This window comes from Burkholderia cepacia GG4 (genome assembly GCF_000292915.1).
GTDB classification, from domain to species: domain Bacteria; phylum Pseudomonadota; class Gammaproteobacteria; order Burkholderiales; family Burkholderiaceae; genus Burkholderia; species Burkholderia cepacia_D.
The window spans coordinates 1,644,450-1,665,002 of the sequence record NC_018513.1 but is presented as its reverse complement, the minus strand read 5'-3'; the positions used below and the strand labels follow the sequence as shown (position 1 = coordinate 1,665,002).

Annotated in this window: 16 protein-coding genes and 1 pseudogene; 7 read left to right on the top strand and 10 right to left on the bottom strand. The window is 67.8% G+C overall.

The window, feature by feature from the left end; all coding sequences use genetic code 11:
- Window position 1: 1 nt before the first annotated feature.
- The 3 genes from GEM_RS07590 to GEM_RS07580 form a co-directional block, all read right to left on the bottom strand.
- Entirely contained in the window at window positions 2–961 is a 960-nt protein-coding gene (locus GEM_RS07590) for an alpha/beta hydrolase (RefSeq protein ID WP_014896829.1), read from the bottom strand.
- Window positions 962–1,108: 147 nt separating this feature from the next.
- Entirely contained in the window at window positions 1,109–1,588 is a 480-nt protein-coding gene (locus tag GEM_RS07585) for a PaaI family thioesterase (RefSeq protein WP_014896828.1), read from the bottom strand.
- A complete protein-coding gene (locus tag GEM_RS07580; RefSeq protein ID WP_014896827.1) occupies window positions 1,585–1,899 on the bottom strand; it encodes a Dabb family protein in 315 nt (104 codons plus the stop codon). The genes GEM_RS07585 and GEM_RS07580 overlap by 4 nt, the downstream gene beginning before the upstream one ends.
- A 253-nt stretch (window positions 1,900–2,152) precedes the next feature.
- Here GEM_RS07580 and GEM_RS32155 point away from each other — a divergent pair.
- Window positions 2,153–2,488: pseudogene (locus GEM_RS32155) on the top strand (hypothetical protein); the annotation flags it as partial.
- Window positions 2,489–2,601: 113 nt separating this feature from the next.
- Here the strand turns inward: GEM_RS32155 and GEM_RS07575 are convergent.
- From GEM_RS07575 to GEM_RS07555, 5 genes are all read right to left on the bottom strand, one after another.
- Complete coding sequence (locus tag GEM_RS07575; protein ID WP_014896826.1) at window positions 2,602–4,002, bottom strand: GGDEF domain-containing protein; 1,401 nt, start codon at window positions 4,000–4,002, stop codon at window positions 2,602–2,604.
- Window positions 4,003–4,317: 315 nt separating this feature from the next.
- Window positions 4,318–5,496, bottom strand: a complete 1,179-nt coding sequence (locus tag GEM_RS07570) for an acetyl-CoA C-acyltransferase (RefSeq protein ID WP_014896825.1) — start codon at window positions 5,494–5,496, stop codon at window positions 4,318–4,320.
- 49 nt (window positions 5,497–5,545) lie between these two features.
- Window positions 5,546–6,178 (bottom strand): bifunctional nicotinamidase/pyrazinamidase, encoded by a 633-nt coding sequence (gene pncA, locus GEM_RS07565; protein WP_014896824.1) that lies wholly within the window; start codon window positions 6,176–6,178, stop codon window positions 5,546–5,548.
- A gap of 43 nt (window positions 6,179–6,221) precedes the next feature.
- Window positions 6,222–8,306: a 3-hydroxyacyl-CoA dehydrogenase NAD-binding domain-containing protein gene (locus tag GEM_RS07560; protein ID WP_014896823.1), complete on the bottom strand. Its 2,085-nt coding sequence runs from the start codon at window positions 8,304–8,306 to the stop codon at window positions 6,222–6,224.
- Window positions 8,307–8,488: 182 nt separating this feature from the next.
- On the bottom strand, window positions 8,489–10,132 hold the full coding sequence (locus GEM_RS07555) for a 3-(methylthio)propionyl-CoA ligase (protein ID WP_014896822.1): 1,644 nt from the start codon (window positions 10,130–10,132) through the stop codon (window positions 8,489–8,491).
- A 153-nt stretch (window positions 10,133–10,285) separates the two neighbouring features.
- Here GEM_RS07555 and GEM_RS07550 point away from each other — a divergent pair, with 153 nt between their 5' ends.
- The 5 genes from GEM_RS07550 to GEM_RS07530 all read left to right on the top strand — a co-directional run bounded on the left by GEM_RS07550 (window position 10,286) and on the right by GEM_RS07530 (window position 14,090).
- The gene (locus tag GEM_RS07550; RefSeq protein WP_014896821.1) at window positions 10,286–11,854 is read left to right on the top strand and encodes a protein adenylyltransferase SelO; all 1,569 of its coding nucleotides are present in this window, start codon (window positions 10,286–10,288) and stop codon (window positions 11,852–11,854) included.
- 38 nt (window positions 11,855–11,892) lie between these two features.
- Window positions 11,893–12,324 (top strand): peptide-methionine (R)-S-oxide reductase MsrB, encoded by a 432-nt coding sequence (gene msrB / locus GEM_RS07545; RefSeq protein ID WP_014896820.1) that lies wholly within the window; start codon window positions 11,893–11,895, stop codon window positions 12,322–12,324.
- A 124-nt stretch (window positions 12,325–12,448) separates the two neighbouring features.
- Window positions 12,449–12,979, top strand: coding sequence for a septation protein A (locus tag GEM_RS07540; RefSeq protein WP_014896819.1), 531 nt, complete (start codon window positions 12,449–12,451; stop codon window positions 12,977–12,979).
- A 1-nt stretch (window position 12,980) separates the two neighbouring features.
- Entirely contained in the window at window positions 12,981–13,289 is a 309-nt protein-coding gene (locus tag GEM_RS07535; RefSeq protein ID WP_014896818.1) for a BolA family protein, read from the top strand.
- A gap of 18 nt (window positions 13,290–13,307) precedes the next feature.
- Entirely contained in the window at window positions 13,308–14,090 is a 783-nt protein-coding gene (locus tag GEM_RS07530) for a peptidylprolyl isomerase (protein ID WP_014896817.1), read from the top strand.
- A gap of 204 nt (window positions 14,091–14,294) precedes the next feature.
- Here GEM_RS07530 and GEM_RS07525 read toward each other — a convergent pair whose 3' ends face one another.
- Window positions 14,295–14,834, bottom strand: a complete 540-nt coding sequence (locus GEM_RS07525) for a GNAT family N-acetyltransferase (RefSeq protein WP_014896816.1) — start codon at window positions 14,832–14,834, stop codon at window positions 14,295–14,297.
- The gene (gene purL, locus GEM_RS07520) at window positions 14,834–18,898 is read right to left on the bottom strand and encodes a phosphoribosylformylglycinamidine synthase (RefSeq protein WP_014896815.1); all 4,065 of its coding nucleotides are present in this window, start codon (window positions 18,896–18,898) and stop codon (window positions 14,834–14,836) included. The genes GEM_RS07525 and purL overlap by 1 nt, the downstream gene beginning before the upstream one ends.
- 329 nt (window positions 18,899–19,227) lie before the next feature.
- Here purL and GEM_RS07515 point away from each other — a divergent pair, with 329 nt between their 5' ends.
- A complete protein-coding gene (locus tag GEM_RS07515) occupies window positions 19,228–20,532 on the top strand; it encodes an FAD-dependent oxidoreductase (protein WP_014896814.1) in 1,305 nt (434 codons plus the stop codon).
- Window positions 20,533–20,553: the final 21 nt, after the last annotated feature.

Sequence of the window (20,553 nt, the reverse complement as noted above, 5' to 3'; positions counted from 1 at the left end):
GTCACACGTCGTCGAATGCGGCCTTGAGCGCTGCCACCGCGTCGGCATGCGCGGCACGCACCTCGGGGACGTAGCCGCCCATCTTGAAGAATTCGTGGATCATGCCCGGATAGCGGACCAGCGTGACCCTGTTGCCGGCCGCGCGCAGCTTGTCCGCGTACGCGGCGCCCTCGTCGCTCAGCGGATCGTATTCGGCGGTCGCGATCCAAGCCGGCGCGACGCCGGCGAACGACGGCGCGTCGCGCGTGCCGTCGAGCGGCGCGAAGCGCCAGTCGTCGCGGTCCGACCGATCGCGCACGTAATGGGTGAAGAACCACTGAATCGTGTCCTGCGTCAGCAGGTAGCCGGTCGCGAACCGCGCGTGCGACGCGGTGTCCTGGTGGCCCGTCACGCCCGGATAGATCAGCATCTGCAGCGCAAGCGCGATGCCGGCATCGCGCGCGAGCACCGCGCAGACGGTCGCGAGCGTGCCGCCCGCGCTGTCGCCGCCAACCGCGAGCCGCGCGGCGTCGATGCCGAATGCGGCGGCCTCGCGATGCAGCCAGCGCAACGCGTCGTCGGCGTCGTCCACCGCAGTCGGAAACCGGTGTTCGGGCGCGAGCCGGTAGTCGACCGATAACACCGCGCACCGCGCGTCCTGCGCGAACATCCGGCACAGCGCGTCGTGCGTATCGATGCTGCCGACCGTGAAGCCGCCGCCGTGGTAGTAGACGAGCGCCGGCAGCGGTTCGGCGAGGCTCGGCTGGACCGGCAGGTACAGCCGAGCGCCGATCGTACGGCCGTCGCGCGTCGGCACGACACAGGCCTCGACCGAATGCATCGGCGCCGGCGCGACGTCGAGGATCGGCGCGCTCTTCTCGTACGCGGCGCGCGCCTGCTGCGCCGTCTGGTGGTGATAGGACGGACGTTTCGCGCGCTCGACCATGTCGAGCACCTGGGCGATCTTCGGATTCAGCGGCATCGGTGAGGACGGCGCGCGCGGCGCCGTGAACGGACAAGCGTCACATGATGCCATGCCCGCGTCAGGCGCGCGGTGCGCCGGAATCCCGTGCCGTCAAACAAAACGGCCCTGCCTGTGGAGAGGCAGGGCCGCCGTGCGTCCGGGCGCTTACGCGTCGCTCGGGCCGGGTTGGGCGTCCGGCACCGTGCGCGAGCGTTGCCGCTTGATGTCGCGGCCCACCGCGAGTCGCCGCATGTACTTGAACGTACCGAGCGCCTTCGCGACGAAATTGCCGTCGCTGTCGCGCACTTCGCCTTCGCAGTAGGCCATCGTCGTCGAGCGATGCATCACGCGCCCGTAGGCGCGCAGTTCACCGCGGCCCGGCTGCATGAAGTTCACCTTCATCTCGACCGTGACGACGCCGACGCCGTCGTCGGTCAGGCTGCGCGCCGCCATCGCGAGCGCGATGTCCGCGAGCGTCATCGTCACGCCGCCGTGCGCGATGCTCCACGTGTTCATGTGCCGCTCCTCGAGCGGCAGCACGATCTCGCTCGCCCCGTCTTTCGCGGACACGAGCTGCACGCCGAGCAGGTCGACGAACGGGCTTTCGATCGACGGGCCGTCCGTCGGGGATGCCGCGTCGCTCATCGTGCGCTGTCGACGATGTAGTCGACACACTCGCGCGATTCGGCCACCGCGGCGACGAACTTCTTCAATTCCTGGTGAACCGGGTGCACCTGGTACGCGTCGAGCGCGGCCTTGTCCGTGAAATCGGACACGAGCACGATGTCGGAGGTCGCATCGAGGCCGGGCGTCGCCACGCCGACGTCGATCTGCAGGATGCCCGGCACGAGGTCGCGGCAGCCTTCGAGCTTTTCCTTCAGCTTCAGCGCGTTCTGCGCGCGCGTCGCGCCTTCCGCCGATTCCTTCAATTTCCACATGACGATATGTCTGATCACTTCGTTCGCTCCAGTTCGTGTTGGTTCGGCGATTTGCCTGTCACCCTTGCCAGTCGGACACTGTCCGCCCTTCCACCGTTCGCTTGCGTTCGCTCGAAATCGCACTTGGCCGGGCAAGCAAGCAGGTACCCCTTCAATTCACGAAAGACGATACCCGCTTTTTCACCGTGCCACGTGCCGCCTCAAGACCCGGCCACCGAAGACAGGCGACAAGCCTACCAAACTTGCCGGCGTGAATGGACTGCAATCTGATGTGTCGAAAGTCCACCGGCGGCCGCTCTTTACGCCTGCTCGCCCGGGTCCTCATGCGCCAGCTGCTCTCGCCGGCAACGACGACGACGTCCGGTCGGGCGCTACTCCGCCCGCTTCCAGCGCCGCACTGTCGTTCCGCAGGGACACCGGCAGGCAGATCAATGCGTTCTACCGGCAGGACTCGGTCGCCGCGCACCTGCTGGCTCGCTCGTCGACGAAGCCGCGCCTGCTCGTCGTGTTTCCTGCCGGCACCAGCGGTACCGGGCTGCGATTCAACGATACCGCGCAGCCGGTGAACGGGAGTCTCGGATGGCGGGCCAGTAAAACGAAAGCCCCGCAGTTGTGTCCGCCTGCGGGGCTTCATTCAGTATCCGCGCGAAACCGGGGGCGCATCGCGCCATGACGGCGCCTCCGCGCATATCACCTTGCCGAATCCGCGGCGCACGCTCGTCAATGCGCAACCACGCGATTGCGCCCGTCCCGCTTTGCCTGATACAGCCGTTCGTCGACCGCCCGCAGCAATGCATCGACCGTGCTCCCGTCGACGCCGTACTGCGCGACGCCGACGCTGACCGTCACCTGCACGCGCTTGAAATCCAGCCCGAACGGCGAACTCGCGATCGACGAACGCACGCGCTCGGCCGTCATCCGGGCGCCTTCGAGCGGCATCTCGGGCAACAGTGCCATGAACTCCTCGCCACCGACCCGCGCGAGCGCACCGGCCGGACGGATCGCCTCGAGGCACTGGCGCACGACGCCGCGCAGCACCTCGTCGCCGATCTGGTGCCCGTACGCGTCGTTGATGTTCTTGAAGTTGTCGAGATCGAGCGCCAGCAGGCAAAACGGCGTGCCGTCGCGCTCCGCCCGCACGATCTCGCGCTCGACCTGCGCGATGAACTGGCGGCGGTTCGACGCGCCCGTCATCGGATCGGTCGCGGCCATGTATTCGAGCTTCTGGTTCGTGCGCCGCAACTCCTGCAGCGCGCTCTCGGCGCGCGCCATCGATTCCGACAGGCGGCTCATCAGGTCTTCCTGGCTGTAGATCGCGGAGAACGAGCGTGTCGTCTGCAGCGCCTGCACGACGCCGTAGCTGAGGAGGAAGAACCCGCCCGCGAAGATCGCATGCGCGAGCCACCACATGTGGTTCCACGGCTTGCCGAGCATGAACGCGAGCGACGACAGCGCGAACGCCATGATCGACACGCCGTAGATCACCATCAGCGGCGAACGGATCCGCCGCGCGAGCAGCATGCCGACGTTCAACAGCGAAAACACGAGCGCGCCGCCTTCCATCGACATCCGCGTGCCCACCGCGCCGGCGATCGGCGAATATGCGATGTAGGCGACCGCCACGTTGATGATCGCGAACAACGCGATCCACGGCAGCCACGTTCGCACGCGCGTGCGCTTCTCGGCGCGATCGGGCGGTTGCGAATACGACAGCAGGCCCGTCAGCAGCAGGATCGACATCACGAGCCGCGACGCGGGCCCGTACAGCAGGAACAGCCAGATATTGTGGTGCGCCATCCCGGTGAAGAGGCCGTGCAGCGCATAGATCATCGCGAAGCCGAGAAAGCCAAGCGTCAGCCAGCGCAGCAGCGGCTCGCCAGACGACCGGTAGCAGACCCATGTCACATAGGTGACGAATGCGCCCTCGAGGGTCGCGGCGGCGATCGCGATTTCATGGAATGCGTGGCTCTCGAACACGACGTGCGGGTCGCTGAAAAACCACAGATAGGCAATGAGATAGGCCGGCAGCAATGCGAATCCGACCAGCAGGCACTTTGCGTAGAGCCTCGCGGCCGCGCTGACGACGCGCGGCGGCTCCCCGGTTGTATAGGTCGTGCTCAATTTGGTCCCCGTTCGGTCTGCTGCGTCGTTTGAACGTCAACGGTACCGGAACCGCACGATGCATCGTCCGCACCGGCTACCCTAGACGCGCCGCGCGCGTCGGTGCGACACACGCACTGGCCCATCTCGCCGAAAGGCAAATGTCAGAGCAAGTATAGGTGCGGCAATTCGTTTGACAAGTAAGGGGAAACGGCAGCATTGAACGCACGCCGTTTGCTTCCCCATTTTTACGAATCGCGTTCGGATAGCGCCGATTTTGACTTCGCGGCCGCCGCTTCCGCCCAATCAGGCCACGGCGGCCAGCACGCAACAAAATCAGATGATTTCGAACAGGCCGGCCGCGCCCTGCCCGCCGCCGATGCACATCGTGACGACCACGTATTTCACGCCGCGCCGCTTGCCTTCGATCAGCGCATGGCCGGTCAGGCGCGCGCCCGACACGCCATATGGATGGCCGACCGCGATCGCGCCGCCGTTCACGTTCAGGCGGTCGTCAGGAATCCCGAGCGTATCGCGGCAGTACAGCACCTGCACCGCGAATGCTTCGTTCAGCTCCCACAGGCCGATGTCGTCGACCTTCAGCCCCGCCTGCTTCAACAGCTTCGGCACCGCGAACACCGGGCCGATCCCCATCTCGTCCGGTTCGCAACCGGCCACCGCGAAGCCGCGGAACACGCCGAGCGGCTGCAGCCCTTCGCGCTGCGCGACGTCCGCGTTCATCACCACGCACGCCGACGCACCGTCCGAGAACTGGCTCGCGTTGCCCGCGGTGATCACGCCGCCCGGCACGGCCGAACGGATCTTCGACACGCCCTCGAGCGTCGTGTCGGGCCGGATGCCCTCGTCGGCGGACACCGTCACGTCCTGCGTGAACAAGCGGCCCGTCGCCTTGTCGGCGATGCCCGCGCGCACGGTGATCGGCACGATCTCGTCGCGGAAGCGCCCGGCTTCCTGCGCGGCCGCGGCCCGCAGCTGCGACTGCACGCCGTACGCGTCCTGCCGCTCCTTCGGGATTCCATAGCGCTTCGCGACGTTCTCGGCCGTCTGCAGCATGTTCCAGTAGATCTCCGGCTTGTGCTCGACGAGCCAGCCTTCCTGGATCATGTGGCGGTTCATCTCGTTCTGCACGCACGAGATCGATTCGACACCGCCCGCAACATACACGTCGCCCTCGCCGGCGATGATCCGCTGTGCGGCCAGCGCGATCGTCTGCAGCCCGGACGAACAGAAACGGTTCACCGTCATCCCCGGCACGGTCACCGGCAGCCCCGCGCGCAGCGCGATCTGCCTTGCGATGTTGGCGCCGGTCGCGCCTTCGGGGTTCGCGCAGCCCATGATCACGTCCTCGATGCGCGCCGGATCCAGCTTCGCGCGTTCGAGCGCGGCCGCGACCACGTGGCCGCCGAGCGTCGCGCCGTGCGTCATGTTGAATGCGCCGCGCCACGATTTCGCCAGAGGCGTGCGTGCGGTCGATACGATTACGGCTTCGGTCATGCGAGTCTCCTTCGGTCCTGCTTCATGTCCTGCATCGAATGGGAATGCGCTACGCCGTCGGGCGCGCGCCGGCGGACGTCACATGTGTGACGCCCGCCGCCTGCATCTGCTGCCATGCGTGCGCGAGCGACCCGTTCAGGTCGATCGCACGGCACGCGTCGTTGATCACGACGGCCTCGAAGCCCGCCGCGCGCGCATCGAGCGCGGACCACGCGACGCAATAGTCGGTCGCGAGCCCGCAACACCACACGCGCTTCGCGCCGAGCTCGCGCAGATAGCCGGCGAGTCCCGTGCGCGTCGTGCGATCGGCTTCGACGAACGCGGAATAGCTGTCGACCTGCGCGTCGCCGCCCTTGCGGATCACGAGCCGTGCGTGCGGGATGTCCAGGTCGCGATGCAGCGCCGCGCCTTCAGTGTCCTGCACGCAGTGCACGGGCCACAGCACCTGCTCGCCATACGGCAGCGCGAGCGTCGAGAACGGCTTGCGCCCCGGATGGTTCGCTGCGAACGACACGTGCTCGCGCGGGTGCCAGTCCTGCGTCAGCACGACCTGGTCGAAGCGTTGCGCGAGCGCGTTGATCACCGGCACGACCGCGTCGCCGTCCGGCACCGCGAGTGCGCCGCCCGGCATGAAGTCGTACTGCACGTCGATCACGAGCAGCACGTCGTCAGTGCGTTTCATTGCGTTTCTCCTTGCAGGCCCGATCGTGCTGTCACGCGCGCCGTCAGCCGTTGAATCCGCGTCCAGCCTTTGCCAGTTCGACGATCGACGGCGCGAGCTGCCATGCGTCGCCGTTCGGCGCGGCCGCATAGCGGCGGATCGCCCGCTCGACGTTGTAAAGACCGACCATGTCCGCGTACAGCATCGGGCCGCCACGCCACAGCGGGAAGCCATAGCCCGTCAGATAGACCATGTCGATGTCGGACGCCTTCGACGCGATCTTCTCCTCGAGAATCTTCGCGCCTTCGTTGACGAGCGCGAATACGAGCCGCTCGACGATCTCGTCGTCGCCGATCTTGCGCCGCTCGACGCCGCGCTCCTTCGAATACGCGACGACCATCTCGTCGACGAGCGCCGACGGCTTCGCCTTGCGCTCGCCCGGCACGTAGTCGTACCAGCCGCCGCCCGTCTTCTGGCCGAAGCGGCCCTGCTCGCACAGGCGGTCGGCGATCTTCGAGTACTGCAGATCGGGCTGCTCGACATAGCGGCGCTTGCGGATCGCCCAGCCGATGTCGTTGCCGGCGAGGTCGCTCATCCGGAACGGGCCCATCGCGAAACCGAACTTCTCGATCGCGCGATCGACCTGCGCGGGCAGCGCGCCTTCCTCGAGCATGAAGAGCGCCTGGCGGATGTACTGCTCGATCATCCGGTTACCGATGAAGCCGTCGCACACGCCTGACACGACCGCCGTCTTGCGAATCTTCTTGGCCACCGCCATCACGGTCGCGAGCACGTCCTTCGCGGTCTGCGCACCGCGCACGACCTCGAGCAGCTTCATCACGTTCGCGGGGCTGAAGAAGTGCATGCCGACCACGTCCTGCGGACGCTTCGTGAACGCGGCGATCTTGTCGACGTCGAGCGTCGACGTGTTCGACGCGAGGATCGCGCCCGGCTTCGCCACGGCGTCGAGCCGGCCGAACACTTGCTCCTTCACGCCGAGTTCCTCGAACACGGCCTCGACGATCAGGTCGGCATCCTTCAGGTCATCATAGGACAGCGTCGGCGTGATCAACGCCATGCGCGCATCGAGCTTCTGCTGCGTGAGCTTGCCCTTCTTCACCTGCGCGTCGTAGTTCTTGCGGATTGTCGCGAGCCCGCGGTCGAGCGCGTCCTGCTTCGTCTCGAGCAGCGTGACGGGCAGGCCCGCGTTGACGAAGTTCATCGCGATCCCGCCGCCCATCGTGCCGGCGCCGATCACGCCGACGCGACGAATCTCGCGCACCGGCGTATCGGCCGGCACGTCGGGAATCTTGCTCGCCGCGCGCTCGCCGAAGAACGCATGCCGCAGTGCACGGCTTTCCGGCGTCATCATCAGCGCCACGAAGCCGTCGCGTTCGGCGACGCTGCCCTTGTCGAAGCCGTTCAGCACGCCGGCCTCGATCGCGTCGATGCACTTGTGCGGTGCGGGGAAATTCGGCGCGGCGGCCTGCGCGGAATTGCGCGCGAACTGGATGAAGCCCGCGGCATTCTCGTGGACGATCTTGCGATCGCGCACGCGCGGATGCGGCCCCTTCTGCGTGCCGACCTTGCGCGCAAATGCGACGGCCGCGTCGAGCAGGTCGCCGTCTGCCATTTCGTCGAACAGCCCGCTGCTGGCGAGTTGCTCGGACGGTACCGGCGCGCCCGACACGATCATGTTCAGCGCGGTTTCGAGTCCCACCGCGCGCGGCAGCCGCTGCGTGCCGCCCGCGCCCGGCAACAGGCCGAGCTTCACTTCCGGCAGCGCGACCTGCGCACCCGGCGCCGCGATGCGATAGTGCGCGCCGAGCGCAAGCTCCAGCCCGCCACCCATCACGACGCTGTGCAGCGCCGCGACGACCGGCTTCGCGCTCGCCTCCACCGCGCGGATCACGGTGTGCAGCGTGGGCTCCTGCAGGGCCTTCGGGGTATTGAATTCGGTGATGTCGGCGCCGCCCGAGAACGCGCGGCCCGCGCCGGTCAGCACGATCGCCGTGACCGACGGATCCTGCGCGGCGCGATCGAGCGCGTCCATGACGCCCTGGCGCGTCGACAGGCCGAGCCCGTTGACGGGCGGATTGTTGAGCGTGATGACGGCCACGCCGTCGCGAGTCGAGTAATCCACTGCCATCTGCCTGCCTCCATGCATCGCGCGCCGGGGTGGCTGCGCTTCATTGTGCGCGGTCGAACGGCCGCATGTCCGGATCGAACGGAGGCAGCATACAACGAAAAAGCACGATCGTTCAATTTGAATTTTCCCGATCCGGGGGCCGGATCGGGCGATCGTGCTGCGGGCCGTCGCCGGCCTCGCGCTTACGGCTCGCAGACCGCCGTCGGCAGCACGTAGTCGCGGAACGTCTCGCGCAGCTTCAGCTTCTGCAGCTTGCCGGTCGCGGTGTGCGGCAGCGATTCGACGAACACGACGTCGTCGGGCACCCACCACTTCGCGACCTTGCCCTCGTAGAACGCGAGCAGCACGTCGCGGCTCAGGTTCGCGCCCTCGCGCGGCACCACGACGAGCAGCGGACGTTCGGTCCATTTCGGGTGTGCGCACGCGATGCACGCGGCCTCGGCGACGCCCGGGTGCGCGATCGCGACGTTCTCGATGTCGATCGAGCTGATCCACTCGCCGCCCGACTTGATCACGTCCTTGCTGCGGTCGGTGATCTGCAGGAAGCCGTCGGGGTCGATCGTCGCGACGTCGCCGGTCGGGAACCAGCCGTCCGACAGCGGCGACGTATCGCTCTTGAAGTAGTGATCGATCACCCACGGCCCACGCACCTGCAGTTCGCCGAACGCGACGCCATCCCACGCCAGCTCGCGCCCGTCGTCGCCCACGATCCGCATGTCGACGCCGCAGATCACGCGCCCCTGCTTCTCCAGCAGCCTGCGCTGCGCGTCGAGCGGCCGCTGCGACTGCGCCCAGTTGAGCTTCGCGAGCGTGCCGAGTGGCGACAGCTCGGTCATCCCCCACGCGTGGATCACGCGCACGCCGTATTCGTCCTCGAACGTGCGCAGCATCGCGGGCGGGCACGCGGAGCCGCCGATCACCGTACGGTTCAGCGTCGAGAAACGCACGCCGGCCTCACGCATGTAGTTCAGCAGGCCAAGCCACACGGTCGGCACGCCCGCGGAAAACGTCACGCGTTCGGCCTCCATCAGTTCGTACAGCGACTTGCCGTCGAGATCCTTGCCGGGCAGCACGAGCTTGCCGCCCGTGAGCGGCACCGCGTACGGCAGCCCCCACGCGTTCACATGGAACATCGGCACGACGGGCAGCACGGCGTCCAGCGCCGACAGGTTCATCGCGTCGGGCAGCGCGGCGCCGTAGGCGTGCAGCACGGTCGAGCGATGCGAATACAGCACGCCCTTCGGATTGCCGGTCGTGCCCGACGTGTAGCACAGGCCCGACGCCTGCAGCTCGTCGAGGCGCGGCCAGTCATAGCGGCCGTCCTCCGCTTCGACGAGCGTTTCGTAGCACCGGTACGGCGTCGCGCCGGACGGCAGGTGCGCGGCGTCCGTCATCGCGATCCAGCCCTGCACGTGCGGGCACTGCGGCGCGATCGCGTCGACGAGCGGCGCGAAATTGAGGTCGAAGAAGACGTAGCGGTCTTCCGCGTGATTGATGATGTACGCGATCTGCTCGGGAAACAGACGCGGGTTGATCGTGTGGCACACGGCGCCCATCCCGCCGATCCCGTAATACGCCTCCAGGTGCCGGTAGCCGTTCCAGGCCAGCGTGCCGACGCGGTCGCCGGATTCGACGCCGAGCCGGGCGAGCGCCTGCGCGAGCCGCTTTGCGCGTTGCTCGCAGTCGCGGTACGTGTAGCGATGCAGGTCGCCTTCCACGCGCTTCGACACGATCTCCGTGTCGCCCGCATAACGCGCGGCATGCGCGATCAGCGACGACACCAGCAACGGCATGTCCATCATCTGGCCCAGCAACGGCTTACCCATCGTCTTGTTCTCCCTGAAGGACGCGAATCGGTGACCAGCCTGCGAGCGGCGCGCCTGTCCACGGCCCGGACAGCTGTGGCGCACGGCGCGCGGGCCGCCATGCGGGCGGCGCGGCGCCGCCTTACAATATCGGCTTACCCAGAGGCGCTCAACATGTCGTTTTCCCGAAGCGCAGCCGCTATGGCTGACACCCTCCCCGACCTCGCCGCCACGCTCGGCGCGCCAGCCGAAGGCGCGTTCGTGCAGCTCGGCGATGCGTTTCATACGCGGCTGCCGGCCGCGCCGCTACCCGCGCCGTACGTGGTCGGCTTTTCCGACGAAGTCGCGCAGTTGCTCGGACTACCGGCATCGCTCGCGGCACAACCCGGATTCGCCGAGCTGTTCGCCGGCAACCCGACGCGCGACTGGCCCGCGCACGCGATGCCGTATGCGTCGGTGTATTCCGGTCACCAGTTCGGCGTGTGGGCCGGCCAGCTCGGCGATGGCCGCGCGCTGACGATCGGCGAACTGTCCGGCGCCGACGGCCAGCGCTACGAACTGCAACTCAAGGGCGGTGGCCGCACGCCGTATTCGCGAATGGGCGACGGCCGCGCGGTGCTGCGTTCGTCGATCCGCGAATTCCTGTGCTCGGAAGCGATGCATCACCTCGGCATTCCGACCACGCGCGCGCTCACGGTGATCGGCTCCGACCAGCCGGTGGTGCGCGAGGAGATCGAGACGTCGGCCGTCGTCACGCGCGTGTCGGAGAGCTTCGTGCGCTTCGGCCACTTCGAGCACTTCTTCTCGAACGATCGCCCCGACCTGCTGCGCCAGCTCGCCGATCACGTGATCGACCGCTTCTATCCGGCATGCCGCGACGCCGACGATCCGTACCTCGCGCTGCTCGAAGCCGCGACGCTGCGCACGGCCGACCTCGTTGCGCAATGGCAGGCGGTGGGCTTCTGCCACGGCGTGATGAACACCGACAACATGTCGATCCTCGGCATGACGATCGACTACGGCCCGTTCGGCTTCGTCGATGCGTTCGATGCGAACCACATCTGCAACCACTCCGACACGAGCGGCCGCTACGCGTACCGGATGCAGCCGCGCATCGCACACTGGAACTGCTACTGCCTCGCGCAGGCGCTGCTGCCGCTGATCGGGCTGCAGCACGGGATCGCCGACGACGATGCGCGCGCCGAGCGCGCGGTCGAGGACGCGCAGGCCGTGCTCGCGAAGTTTCCGGAACGCTTCGGCCCCGCGCTCGAGCGCGCGATGCGCGCGAAGCTCGGCCTCGAGCTCGAACGCGAGAACGACGCGGAGCTCGCGAACAAGCTGCTCGAAACGATGCATGCGAGCCGTGCCGACTTCACGCTGACGTTCCGCCGGCTCGCGCAGCTGTCGAAGCACGACGCGAGCCGCGACGCGCCGGTGCGCGACCTGTTCATCGATCGCGACGCGTTCGACGCGTGGGCGAACCTCTACCGCGCGCGGCTGTCCGAGGAAACACGCGACGACGTGGCCCGTGCCACCGCGATGAACCGCGTGAACCCGAAATACGTGCTGCGCAACCATCTGGCCGAAGTCGCGATCCGGCGCGCGAAGGAAAAGGATTTTTCCGAAGTCGAGCGACTCGCGCAGGTACTGCGCCGGCCGTTCGACGAACAACCGGAACATGAAGCGTATGCGGCATTGCCGCCCGACTGGGCCGGGTCGCTCGAAGTGAGCTGCTCGTCGTGACCCGCACGACCCGACCGACCGATCAGGAGAACCCCCACATGTCACACGATTCCGACGACAAGACCTTTCCGTACCGGAAGGACGACGCCGAACTCCGCAGCCGGCTCACGCCGATGCAATACGAGGTCACGCAGCATGCGGCGACCGAGCGCGCGTTCACCGGCGAATACACCGACACCGAAGACGCCGGCATCTACAAATGCATCGTCTGCAGCACGCCGCTGTTCGAATCCGGCGCCAAGTTCCACTCGGGCTGCGGCTGGCCCAGCTACTTCAAGCCGCTGAACGGCGAGGTGATCGACGAGAAGCTCGACCGCTCGCACGGCATGGTGCGCGTCGAGGTCCGCTGCAACCATTGCGGCGCGCATCTCGGCCACGTGTTCGAGGACGGCCCGCGCGACCAGACCGGATTGCGGTACTGCATCAATTCGGCTGCGTTAAACTTCGAGTCCCGACCCGAAAACGAATGAGCGGCACCGGACGGATCGGTCGGCCAGCCTCCCCGGCTGCCCCGATCCCGGACGGTGGCGCCTGGCGGGTCCCTACAACGGTGAAAGGCCGCGCGATGCGGCCTTTCACGCAGCTGCGAGCGCCATGAAATTCCTGTTCGATCTGTTTCCGATCATCCTGTTTTTCGCCGCCTTCAAGGTCTGGGGCATCTTCACCGCCACCGCCGTCGCGATCGTCGCGACGCTGGCCCAGGTCGCCTGGGTCGCCTTCCGGCACCGGAAGGTCGACACGATGCTGTGGGTCAGTCTCGGCGTGATCGTCGTCTTCGGTGGCGCCACCCTCGTCCTGCATGACGAAAAATTCATTCAATGGAAACCGACTGTGCTGTACTGGCTGTTTGCGGTCGGGTTGCTCGCCGCGCGCTATGCGTTCGGCAACAACCTGATCGAGAAGATGATGGGCAAGCAGCTCACGCTGCCGCACCCCGTGTGGGACAAGCTGAACGTCGCCTGGGCGCTGTTCTTCGCGGTGCTCGGCGTCGCGAACCTGTACGTGGTGCACAACTACACCGAATCGCAGTGGGTGAACTTCAAGCTGTTCGGCACGACGGGGGCGATGGTCGTGTTCATCATCCTGCAGAGCCTGTGGCTCACGAAGTACCTGAAGGACGAATGACATGACCGACACCTTTCTCGACGCGTCGCCCGACGAACGCATCGCGCTGATCGAAGCGCGCCTGACCGCGGCGCTCGCACCGCTGTCGCTCGCCGTGCGCGACGACAGCGCGCAGCACGCAGGCCACGCCGGCGCGGCCGCCGGCGGCCACTACACGGTGACGATCGTGTCGGCCGCCTTCGCGGGCAAGCCGCGCGTCGCACGGCACCGCCTGGTGTATGATGCGCTCGCTGATGCGATGCAGCGCGGCATTCACGCGCTCGCGATCGTGGCTTACACGCCCGAAGAATTCAACGAATCTTCAATCTAGTCTCAACAGGAATTCCCGATGATCCTGAAATCCCCCCGCCTGTGGGTCGCGGCGGCTGCTGTTGCAGCGGCACCGGCATTCGCCCAGAACATCGCCGTCGTCAACGGCACGCCAATTCCGAAGTCGCGCGCCGATGCGATGGTTGCGCAGCTCGTCCAGCAAGGCCAGACCGACAGCCCGCAACTGCAGCAGGCCGTGCGCCAGGAACTCGTGAACCGCGAAATCCTGATGCAGGAAGCGATCCGCGAAGGCATCCCGAACCGCCCGGACGTGAAGGCACAGGTTGCCGTCGCTCAGCAGACGGTCGTGCTGCGCTCGATGATCGAGAGCTTCCTGAAGAAGAACCAGCCGACCGACGCCGAAGTGAAGGCGCGCTATGACGACCTGGTGAAGGGTGCCGGCGGCAACCGCGAGTACCACCTGCACCACATCCTCGTCGACAGCGAACAGCAGGCGAAGGACCTGATCGCGAAGATCAAGGCCGGCGCGAAGTTCGAGGATCTGGCGAAGCAGTACTCGAAGGATCCGGGCTCGGGCAAGAACGGCGGCGACCTCGACTGGTCCGACCCGAAGGCGTATGTGCCGGAATTCGCGGCGGCCGCGCAGCAGCTGCAGAAAGGCCAGATGACCGACCAGCCGGTGAAGACGCAGTTCGGCTGGCACATCATCCGTGTCGACGACATCCGCGACATCGCCCCGCCGCCGTTCGACCAGGTGAAGGCGCAGATCGCGCAGCAGCTCGTGCAGCAGAAGCTGCAGGCGTTCGAGGAAGGTCTGCGCCAGCACGCGAAGATCCAGTAACGTCGGCTCGCCCACGCAAAGGCCGCTCCATGGAGCGGCCTTTTTCATGCGCGCTTGCGGTCCGGCTTCGTCTCGATCCAGCGCGTCGACGCGGACACGGTCGCAAAACCGCAGCCGATTCATCGCGGCGACTGCGCAAAAAAAGCCGCTTGAATGCGGCTTTTTCAGGACTGCAGGATCACGTGCGAGCGGCGCAGCGAACCACTATGCCGGATGAAACACGTCGTGATAGCGCACCTCGCCCGACGGCGGTGCGGCTTCGTCGAACGCCAGCGCGAGAAAATACCCGGGCGGCGCAGCCGGGAACACGAGATCGCCGGACGGCACGAAGCCGAAACGCGCGTAGTACGCGGGATCGCCGAGCACGACGCAGCCGCGCGCGCCGAGCCGGCGCAACGCGTCGAGCCCGGTGCGCACGAGCCCCGCACCGATGCTCAGGCGCCGGCATTCGGGCCGCACCGCGAGCGGCGCGAGCCCGTACCATTGCTGGCTGCCGGCCGGCTCACCGCCGATCGAGACCGGCGAAAACGCGACGTGACCAATCAGGCGCTCGTCACGCTCCGCGACGAGTGACACGCTGAGCACGCCATCCACGCGCAGCGCATCAACGATCTGCCGCTCGAACTGCCCGTGCTGCGGCTCGTCCGCGAACGCGGCCACGATCACGCGACCGATCGCATCGACGTCGCTGGCGCGTTCGCCGCGCAGCGTGACGACGTCGACCGGTGCGTGCGGATCGAACATCAGCCGATCCAGCGGCGTGCGTTGCGGAACACGCGCATCCACGGGCTCGCTTCGTCCCAGTCTTCCGGATGCCAGCTCATCGTGACCGTGCGATGGACGCGCTCCATGTGCGGCATCAGCACCGAGAAACGGCCGTCGGCCGTCGTGACCGACGTGATGCCGGCCGGCGACCCGTTCGGGTTGAACGGATAGCGCTCGGTCGCTTCGCCGCGGTGGTCGACGTAGCGCATCGCGACCGCGACGCGATCGATGTCGCCCTGCTGCGAGAAGTCCGCATAGCCTTCGCCGTGCGCGACCGCCACCGGAATCCGCGAGCCTTCCATGCCCGCGAAGAAGATCGACGGCGACTTCTCCACTTCGACGAACGAGAAGCGCGCTTCGAATTGCTCGGACTTGTTGCGCGTGAACTTCGGCCACGCTTCCGCGCCCGGGATCATCGACGCGATGCTCGACAGCATCTGGCAGCCGTTGCAGATGCCGAGGGCGAACGTGTCCGGACGCGCGAAGAACGCCGAGAACATGTCGGCGAGGTTCGCGTTGAAGCGGATCGTCTTCGCCCAGCCTTCGCCCGCGCCCAGCACGTCGCCGTACGAGAAGCCGCCGCATGCGACCGCACCCGCGAAATCGGCAAGATTCGCGCGACCGGCGAGCAGGTCGCTCATGTGCACGTCGTGTGCATCGAAGCCCGCGCGATCGAATGCGTAGGCCGTTTCCAGGTGCGAGTTCACGCCCTGCTCGCGCAGGATCGCGACGCGCGGCCGTGCGCCGGTCGCGATGAACGGCGCGGCGATGTCGTCGGCCGGATCGAAGCTCAGCACCGGCGAGATGCCCGGATCGGCCGCGTCGAGCAGCGCGTCGTATTCGGCATCAGCGCATGCGGGGTTGTCGCGCAGGCGCGCGATGCGCCAGCTCACTTCGCCCCACGCGCGATGGAGTTCGGTACGCGGTGCGTCGAAGATCTTCTTCGCGTCGCGGTACACCTCGATCACGTCGCGGTCGTTGACCGAGCCGATCACGTGCGAGCACGCCGACAGGCCGAACTCGCGCAGCGCGCCGAGCACCGCGTCACGGTCGGTCGCACGCACCTGCACGACGGCGCCGAGTTCTTCCGAGAACAGCGCGCGCAGCGTGCGGTCGTCACGACGGCCGCTCGTCTGCTTCGCCCAGTCCTTCGCGTCGCCGTAGTCGGATTCGTGGTTCGGGTCGAGCGTCAGCATGTCGACGTTCAGCGACACGCCGGCATGGCCCGCGAACGCCATTTCGCACACCGTCGCCCACAGGCCGCCGTCCGAGCGGTCGTGGTACGCAAGCAGCTTGTCCTGCGCATTGAGCGACTGGATCGCGTTGAAGAAGCGCTTCAGGTCTTCCGCGTCGTCGACGTCCGGCGTCGTGTCGCCGACCTGCTGCGTCACTTGCGCGAAGATGCTGCCGCCCATCCGGTTCTTGCCGCGGCCGAGATCGATCGCGATCAGCACGCTGTCGCCCGCATCGGCGACGCGGCGCAGTTGCGGCGTCAGGTGACGGCGCACGTCCTCGACCGGCGCGAACGCGGAGATGATCAGCGACACCGGCGACACCACTTCCTTCGCGACGCCCTGCTCGTCCCACTTCGTTTTCATCGACAGCGAGTCCTTGCCGACCGGGATGCCGATCCCGAGGGCCGGGCACAGCTCCATGCCGATCGCCTTGACCGTGTCGAACAGCGCGGCGTCCTCGCCGGCCGTGCCGCACGCAGCCATCCAGTTCGCCGACAGCTTCAGCTTGTCGAGCGATGCGATCGGCGCACTCGCGATGTTCGTGATCGCCTCGCCGACGGCCATGCGGCCCGATGCGGGTGCATCGATCACCGCGAGCGGCGTGCGCTCGGCCATCGTCATCGCCTCGCCCTTGAAGCCCGCGTAGTCGAGCGCGGTGACCGCGCAGTCGGCCACCGGCACCTGCCACGGGCCGACCATCTGGTCGCGCACCGACGTGCCGCCGACCGAACGGTCGCCGATCGTGATCAGGAACGACTTGCTGCCGACCGTCGGGTGCTTCAGCACGTCGACCGCCACTTCCGACAGCGCGATGCCCGTCACGTCGACCGGCGTGCGCTCGGTCGCGACGCGCGCGACGTCGCGATGCATGCGCGGCGGCTTGCCGAGCAGCACTTCCATCGGCATGTCGACCGGGAATTCATCCGTGCCCGTCGCTTCGTCGTCGACGAGCTGCAGCTCGCGCTCGTCGGTGGCCACGCCGACCACCGCGAACGGGCAGCGCTCACGTGCGCAGATTGCCTCGAAGCGCGGCAGGTCGGCCGGCGCGATCGCCAGCACGTAGCGCTCCTGCGCTTCGTTCGACCAGATTTCGCGCGGCGACAGGCCCGATTCCTCGAGCGCAACCTTGCGCAGTTCGAAGCGCGCGCCCTTGCCCGCGCCGTCGACGATTTCCGGGAACGCGTTCGACAGGCCGCCCGCACCGACGTCATGGATGCTCAGGATCGGGTTTTCCGCGCCGAGCTGCCAGCAGCCGTTGATCACTTCCTGCGCGCGTCGCTCGATTTCCGGGTTGCCGCGCTGCACCGAGTCGAAGTCGAGCTCGGCCGTGTTCGCGCCGGTCGCCATCGAGCTCGCCGCGCCGCCGCCCATGCCGATCCGCATGCCGGGGCCGCCGATCTGGATCAGCAGCGAGCCGGCCGGCACGTCGTGCTTGTGCGTATGCTGATCGGCGATGTTGCCGAGGCCGCCCGCGATCATGATCGGCTTGTGATAGCCGTGCACCTTCCCGCCGACGTTCTGCTCGTACACGCGGAAATAGCCGCCGAGGTTCGGGCGGCCGAATTCGTTGTTGAACGCGGCGCCGCCGAGCGGGCCGTCGATCATGATCTGCAGCGGCGACGCGATGCGGTCCGGGCGGCCGTACGGGCCGTGCGCGTCGTTCGGGTTGCGCTCGCCGACCGGCTGCGCCGCGTCGCGTGCGTTTTCCCACGACTGGCGTGCCTCGGGCAGGTCGAGGTTCGACACCGTGAAGCCCGTGAGGCCGGCCTTCGGACGCGCGCCGCGGCCCGTCGCGCCCTCGTCGCGGATCTCGCCGCCCGCGCCGGTCGCCGCGCCCGGGAACGGCGAGATCGCCGTCGGGTGGTTGTGCGTCTCGACCTTCATCAGCGTGTGCGTGAGCTCGGTGTGGCGGCCATAACGCTCACCCGGCTCGCCGGCCGCGCCTGCGTTGCGCGGGAACCAGCGCTCGGCTTCGGCACCCACCATGATCGACGAGTTGTCCGAATACGCGACGATCGTGCCCTGCGGATTCAGCTTCTCGGTGTTGCGGATCATCGCGAACAGCGACATGTCCTGCGCTTCGCCGTCGATCGTCCACTGCGCGTTGAAGATCTTGTGGCGGCAGTGCTCGCTGTTCGCCTGCGCGAACATCATCAGCTCGACGTCGGTCGGGTTGCGTTCGAGCTTGCGGAACGCGTCGACCAGGTAGTCGATCTCGTCGTCGGCGAGCGCGAGGCCCAGCTCGACGTTCGCGCGCTCGAGCGCGCCGCGGCCGACGCCCAGCACGTCGACGGTCGCGAGCGGCTTGGCCGGCAGTTCGTCGAACAGGTGCTTCGCGTCGTCGCGCGCGGCGACCACGCTTTCGGTCATCCGGTCATGCAGCGCGGCCGCAACCGCTGCGCGCGCGTCGTCGGACAGCGCCTTCTTGCCGCCGAGCAGGCCCGACTTCAGCGTGACCGTGAATTCGACGCCGCGCTCGATGCGGCGCACCTGCGTGAGGCCGCAGTGCTGCGCGATGTCGGTCGCCTTGCTCGCCCACGGCGAGACCGTGCCGAAGCGCGGCAGCACGACGAAGGTCTCGGCCGTCCCTTTCTCGGCCGCCGGCACGAACGGCGCGCCGTAGTGCATCAGCGCGCCGATGCGCACGCTGTCGTCGGCCGACAGCGGCTCGGCCGCATTGACGAAGTGCAGGAACTGGCCGCGCACCGCGACGATGTTGGCGTCGATTTGCCTGAGCGTGTCGAGCAGACGGGTTTGACGGAAATCGGAGAGGGCCGAAGCGCCGGGAAAACACGAGAAGTGAGCCATGGGCTGGACTGACGTCGATGAGTCGCGCGAGGTGGCGACGTGGGGCGAAAGGAAGGCCGCAATTATACCCGGAAGTCGGTCATCCCAGACCGGCCGATCGGCACCCGTCGTGCACCGCGACGGTGCACCGGCACCCGCCGCACGCGGCCGCACGCCGGGCCGCCTCGCCCGGCCCCGGCAGCCGGCGACCGCACGACGGCGGAATAGGATGGGGTCGCGTGACGTCGGTTTCCGCGATTTTGGCGCTATCATTCCCGGTTCACCGGGCCGGGGCCCGTCAGCGAATCCTCACCGGGCGGCGTGCGCGCCGCCCGTCATCGAAGCAATCCATGGATGTCATCGTCATCGGCGGCGGAATCAGCGGCGTCGCCACCGCCTACCAGCTGCGCGCGGCCGGCCATCGCGTGTGCGTGGTCGAACGCCACGCGACCGTCGCGCAGGGCGCGACCTACGGCGACGGCGGCACGCTGCTGCCGAGCCCGCTCGACGTCTGGTTCGGCCCGACCTTCATGCGCCAGCGCCAGTCGCGCGACACCGGCATCGTCTACAAGCCGGGCTTCAACGGCGGCGTACGCCGCTTCGTCAAGCAGCTCACCGCGCTGCACGAGCCCGATGCATTCACCGCGCAGTACGCACGGCTGCACCCGCTGATCGACGCGTCGCGCGAAACCCTCGCCGATATCGAGGCGCGCTTCGAACTCGAATTCGAGCAGAAACCCGGGATCCTGCACGTCGTGCGCGACCCGCGCGACTGGGAAGCGCTGCAGCCGGCGCTCGACCTGCTGCGCACGCTCGACCAGCCGTACCGCGTGCTGAGCGCCGCAGAATGCGCGGCACTCGAGCCGTCGGTGCCGGCCGAGCCCGGCTTCGCCGGCGGCGTGCTGCTCGAGACCGAGCGCACCGGGAACTGCCCGCTGTTCGCGAAACTGGTCAAGCAGGCGCTCGACGAGCACGGCGTGCAGTTCCGCTTCGGCGCAGACGTCACCGCGATCCGCATCGACACCGGCCGCGCCGCGGTCGAGCTCGCACCGTCGGGCAGCGGACGGCACGCGACGAAGGCGCGCGAGGTCGACGTGATTTCGGCCGACGCGATCGTGGTCGCCGCCGGCGCCGGCAGCCTGACGCTGCTCGAACGGCTCGGATGGCGGCTGCCGCTGCATCCGGTCCGCACCCACACGCTGACCGCGCCGGTCGCGTACGAAGAGCATGCGCCGCACCTGAACGTCGTCGATTCGATCAAGCGGATCTCGATCACCCGCACCCATCAGCGACTGCGCGTGGGCGGCGGCGCGGTGCTGCAGAGCCTCGCCGACACGGCGAAACCGCTATCCGAGCCGCTGTCCGAGGCCGCGCTCGCGCTGCTCGGCCAGGCCGTCCACGACTGGGTGCCGGGCGCGGCGAAGATTTCCGCCGCCCTGTCGTGGCAAGGCATGCAACTGCTGTCGCCGGACGGCCTGCCGGTCGTCGGCCCGACCCCGCATCCGCGCGTATTCGTCAATTTCGGCCACGGCCCGGCCGGTTGGGGCCTCGCGTGCGGGTCTGCTAAAGTGGTGACCGATTACCTCGGCGGCAACACGCAGCAGTGGCCCGCCGACACGCTCTCCGCGCTGAACGCCGCGCGCTTCACGACCTGACCGCCGCGGGCCCGTCCCGGG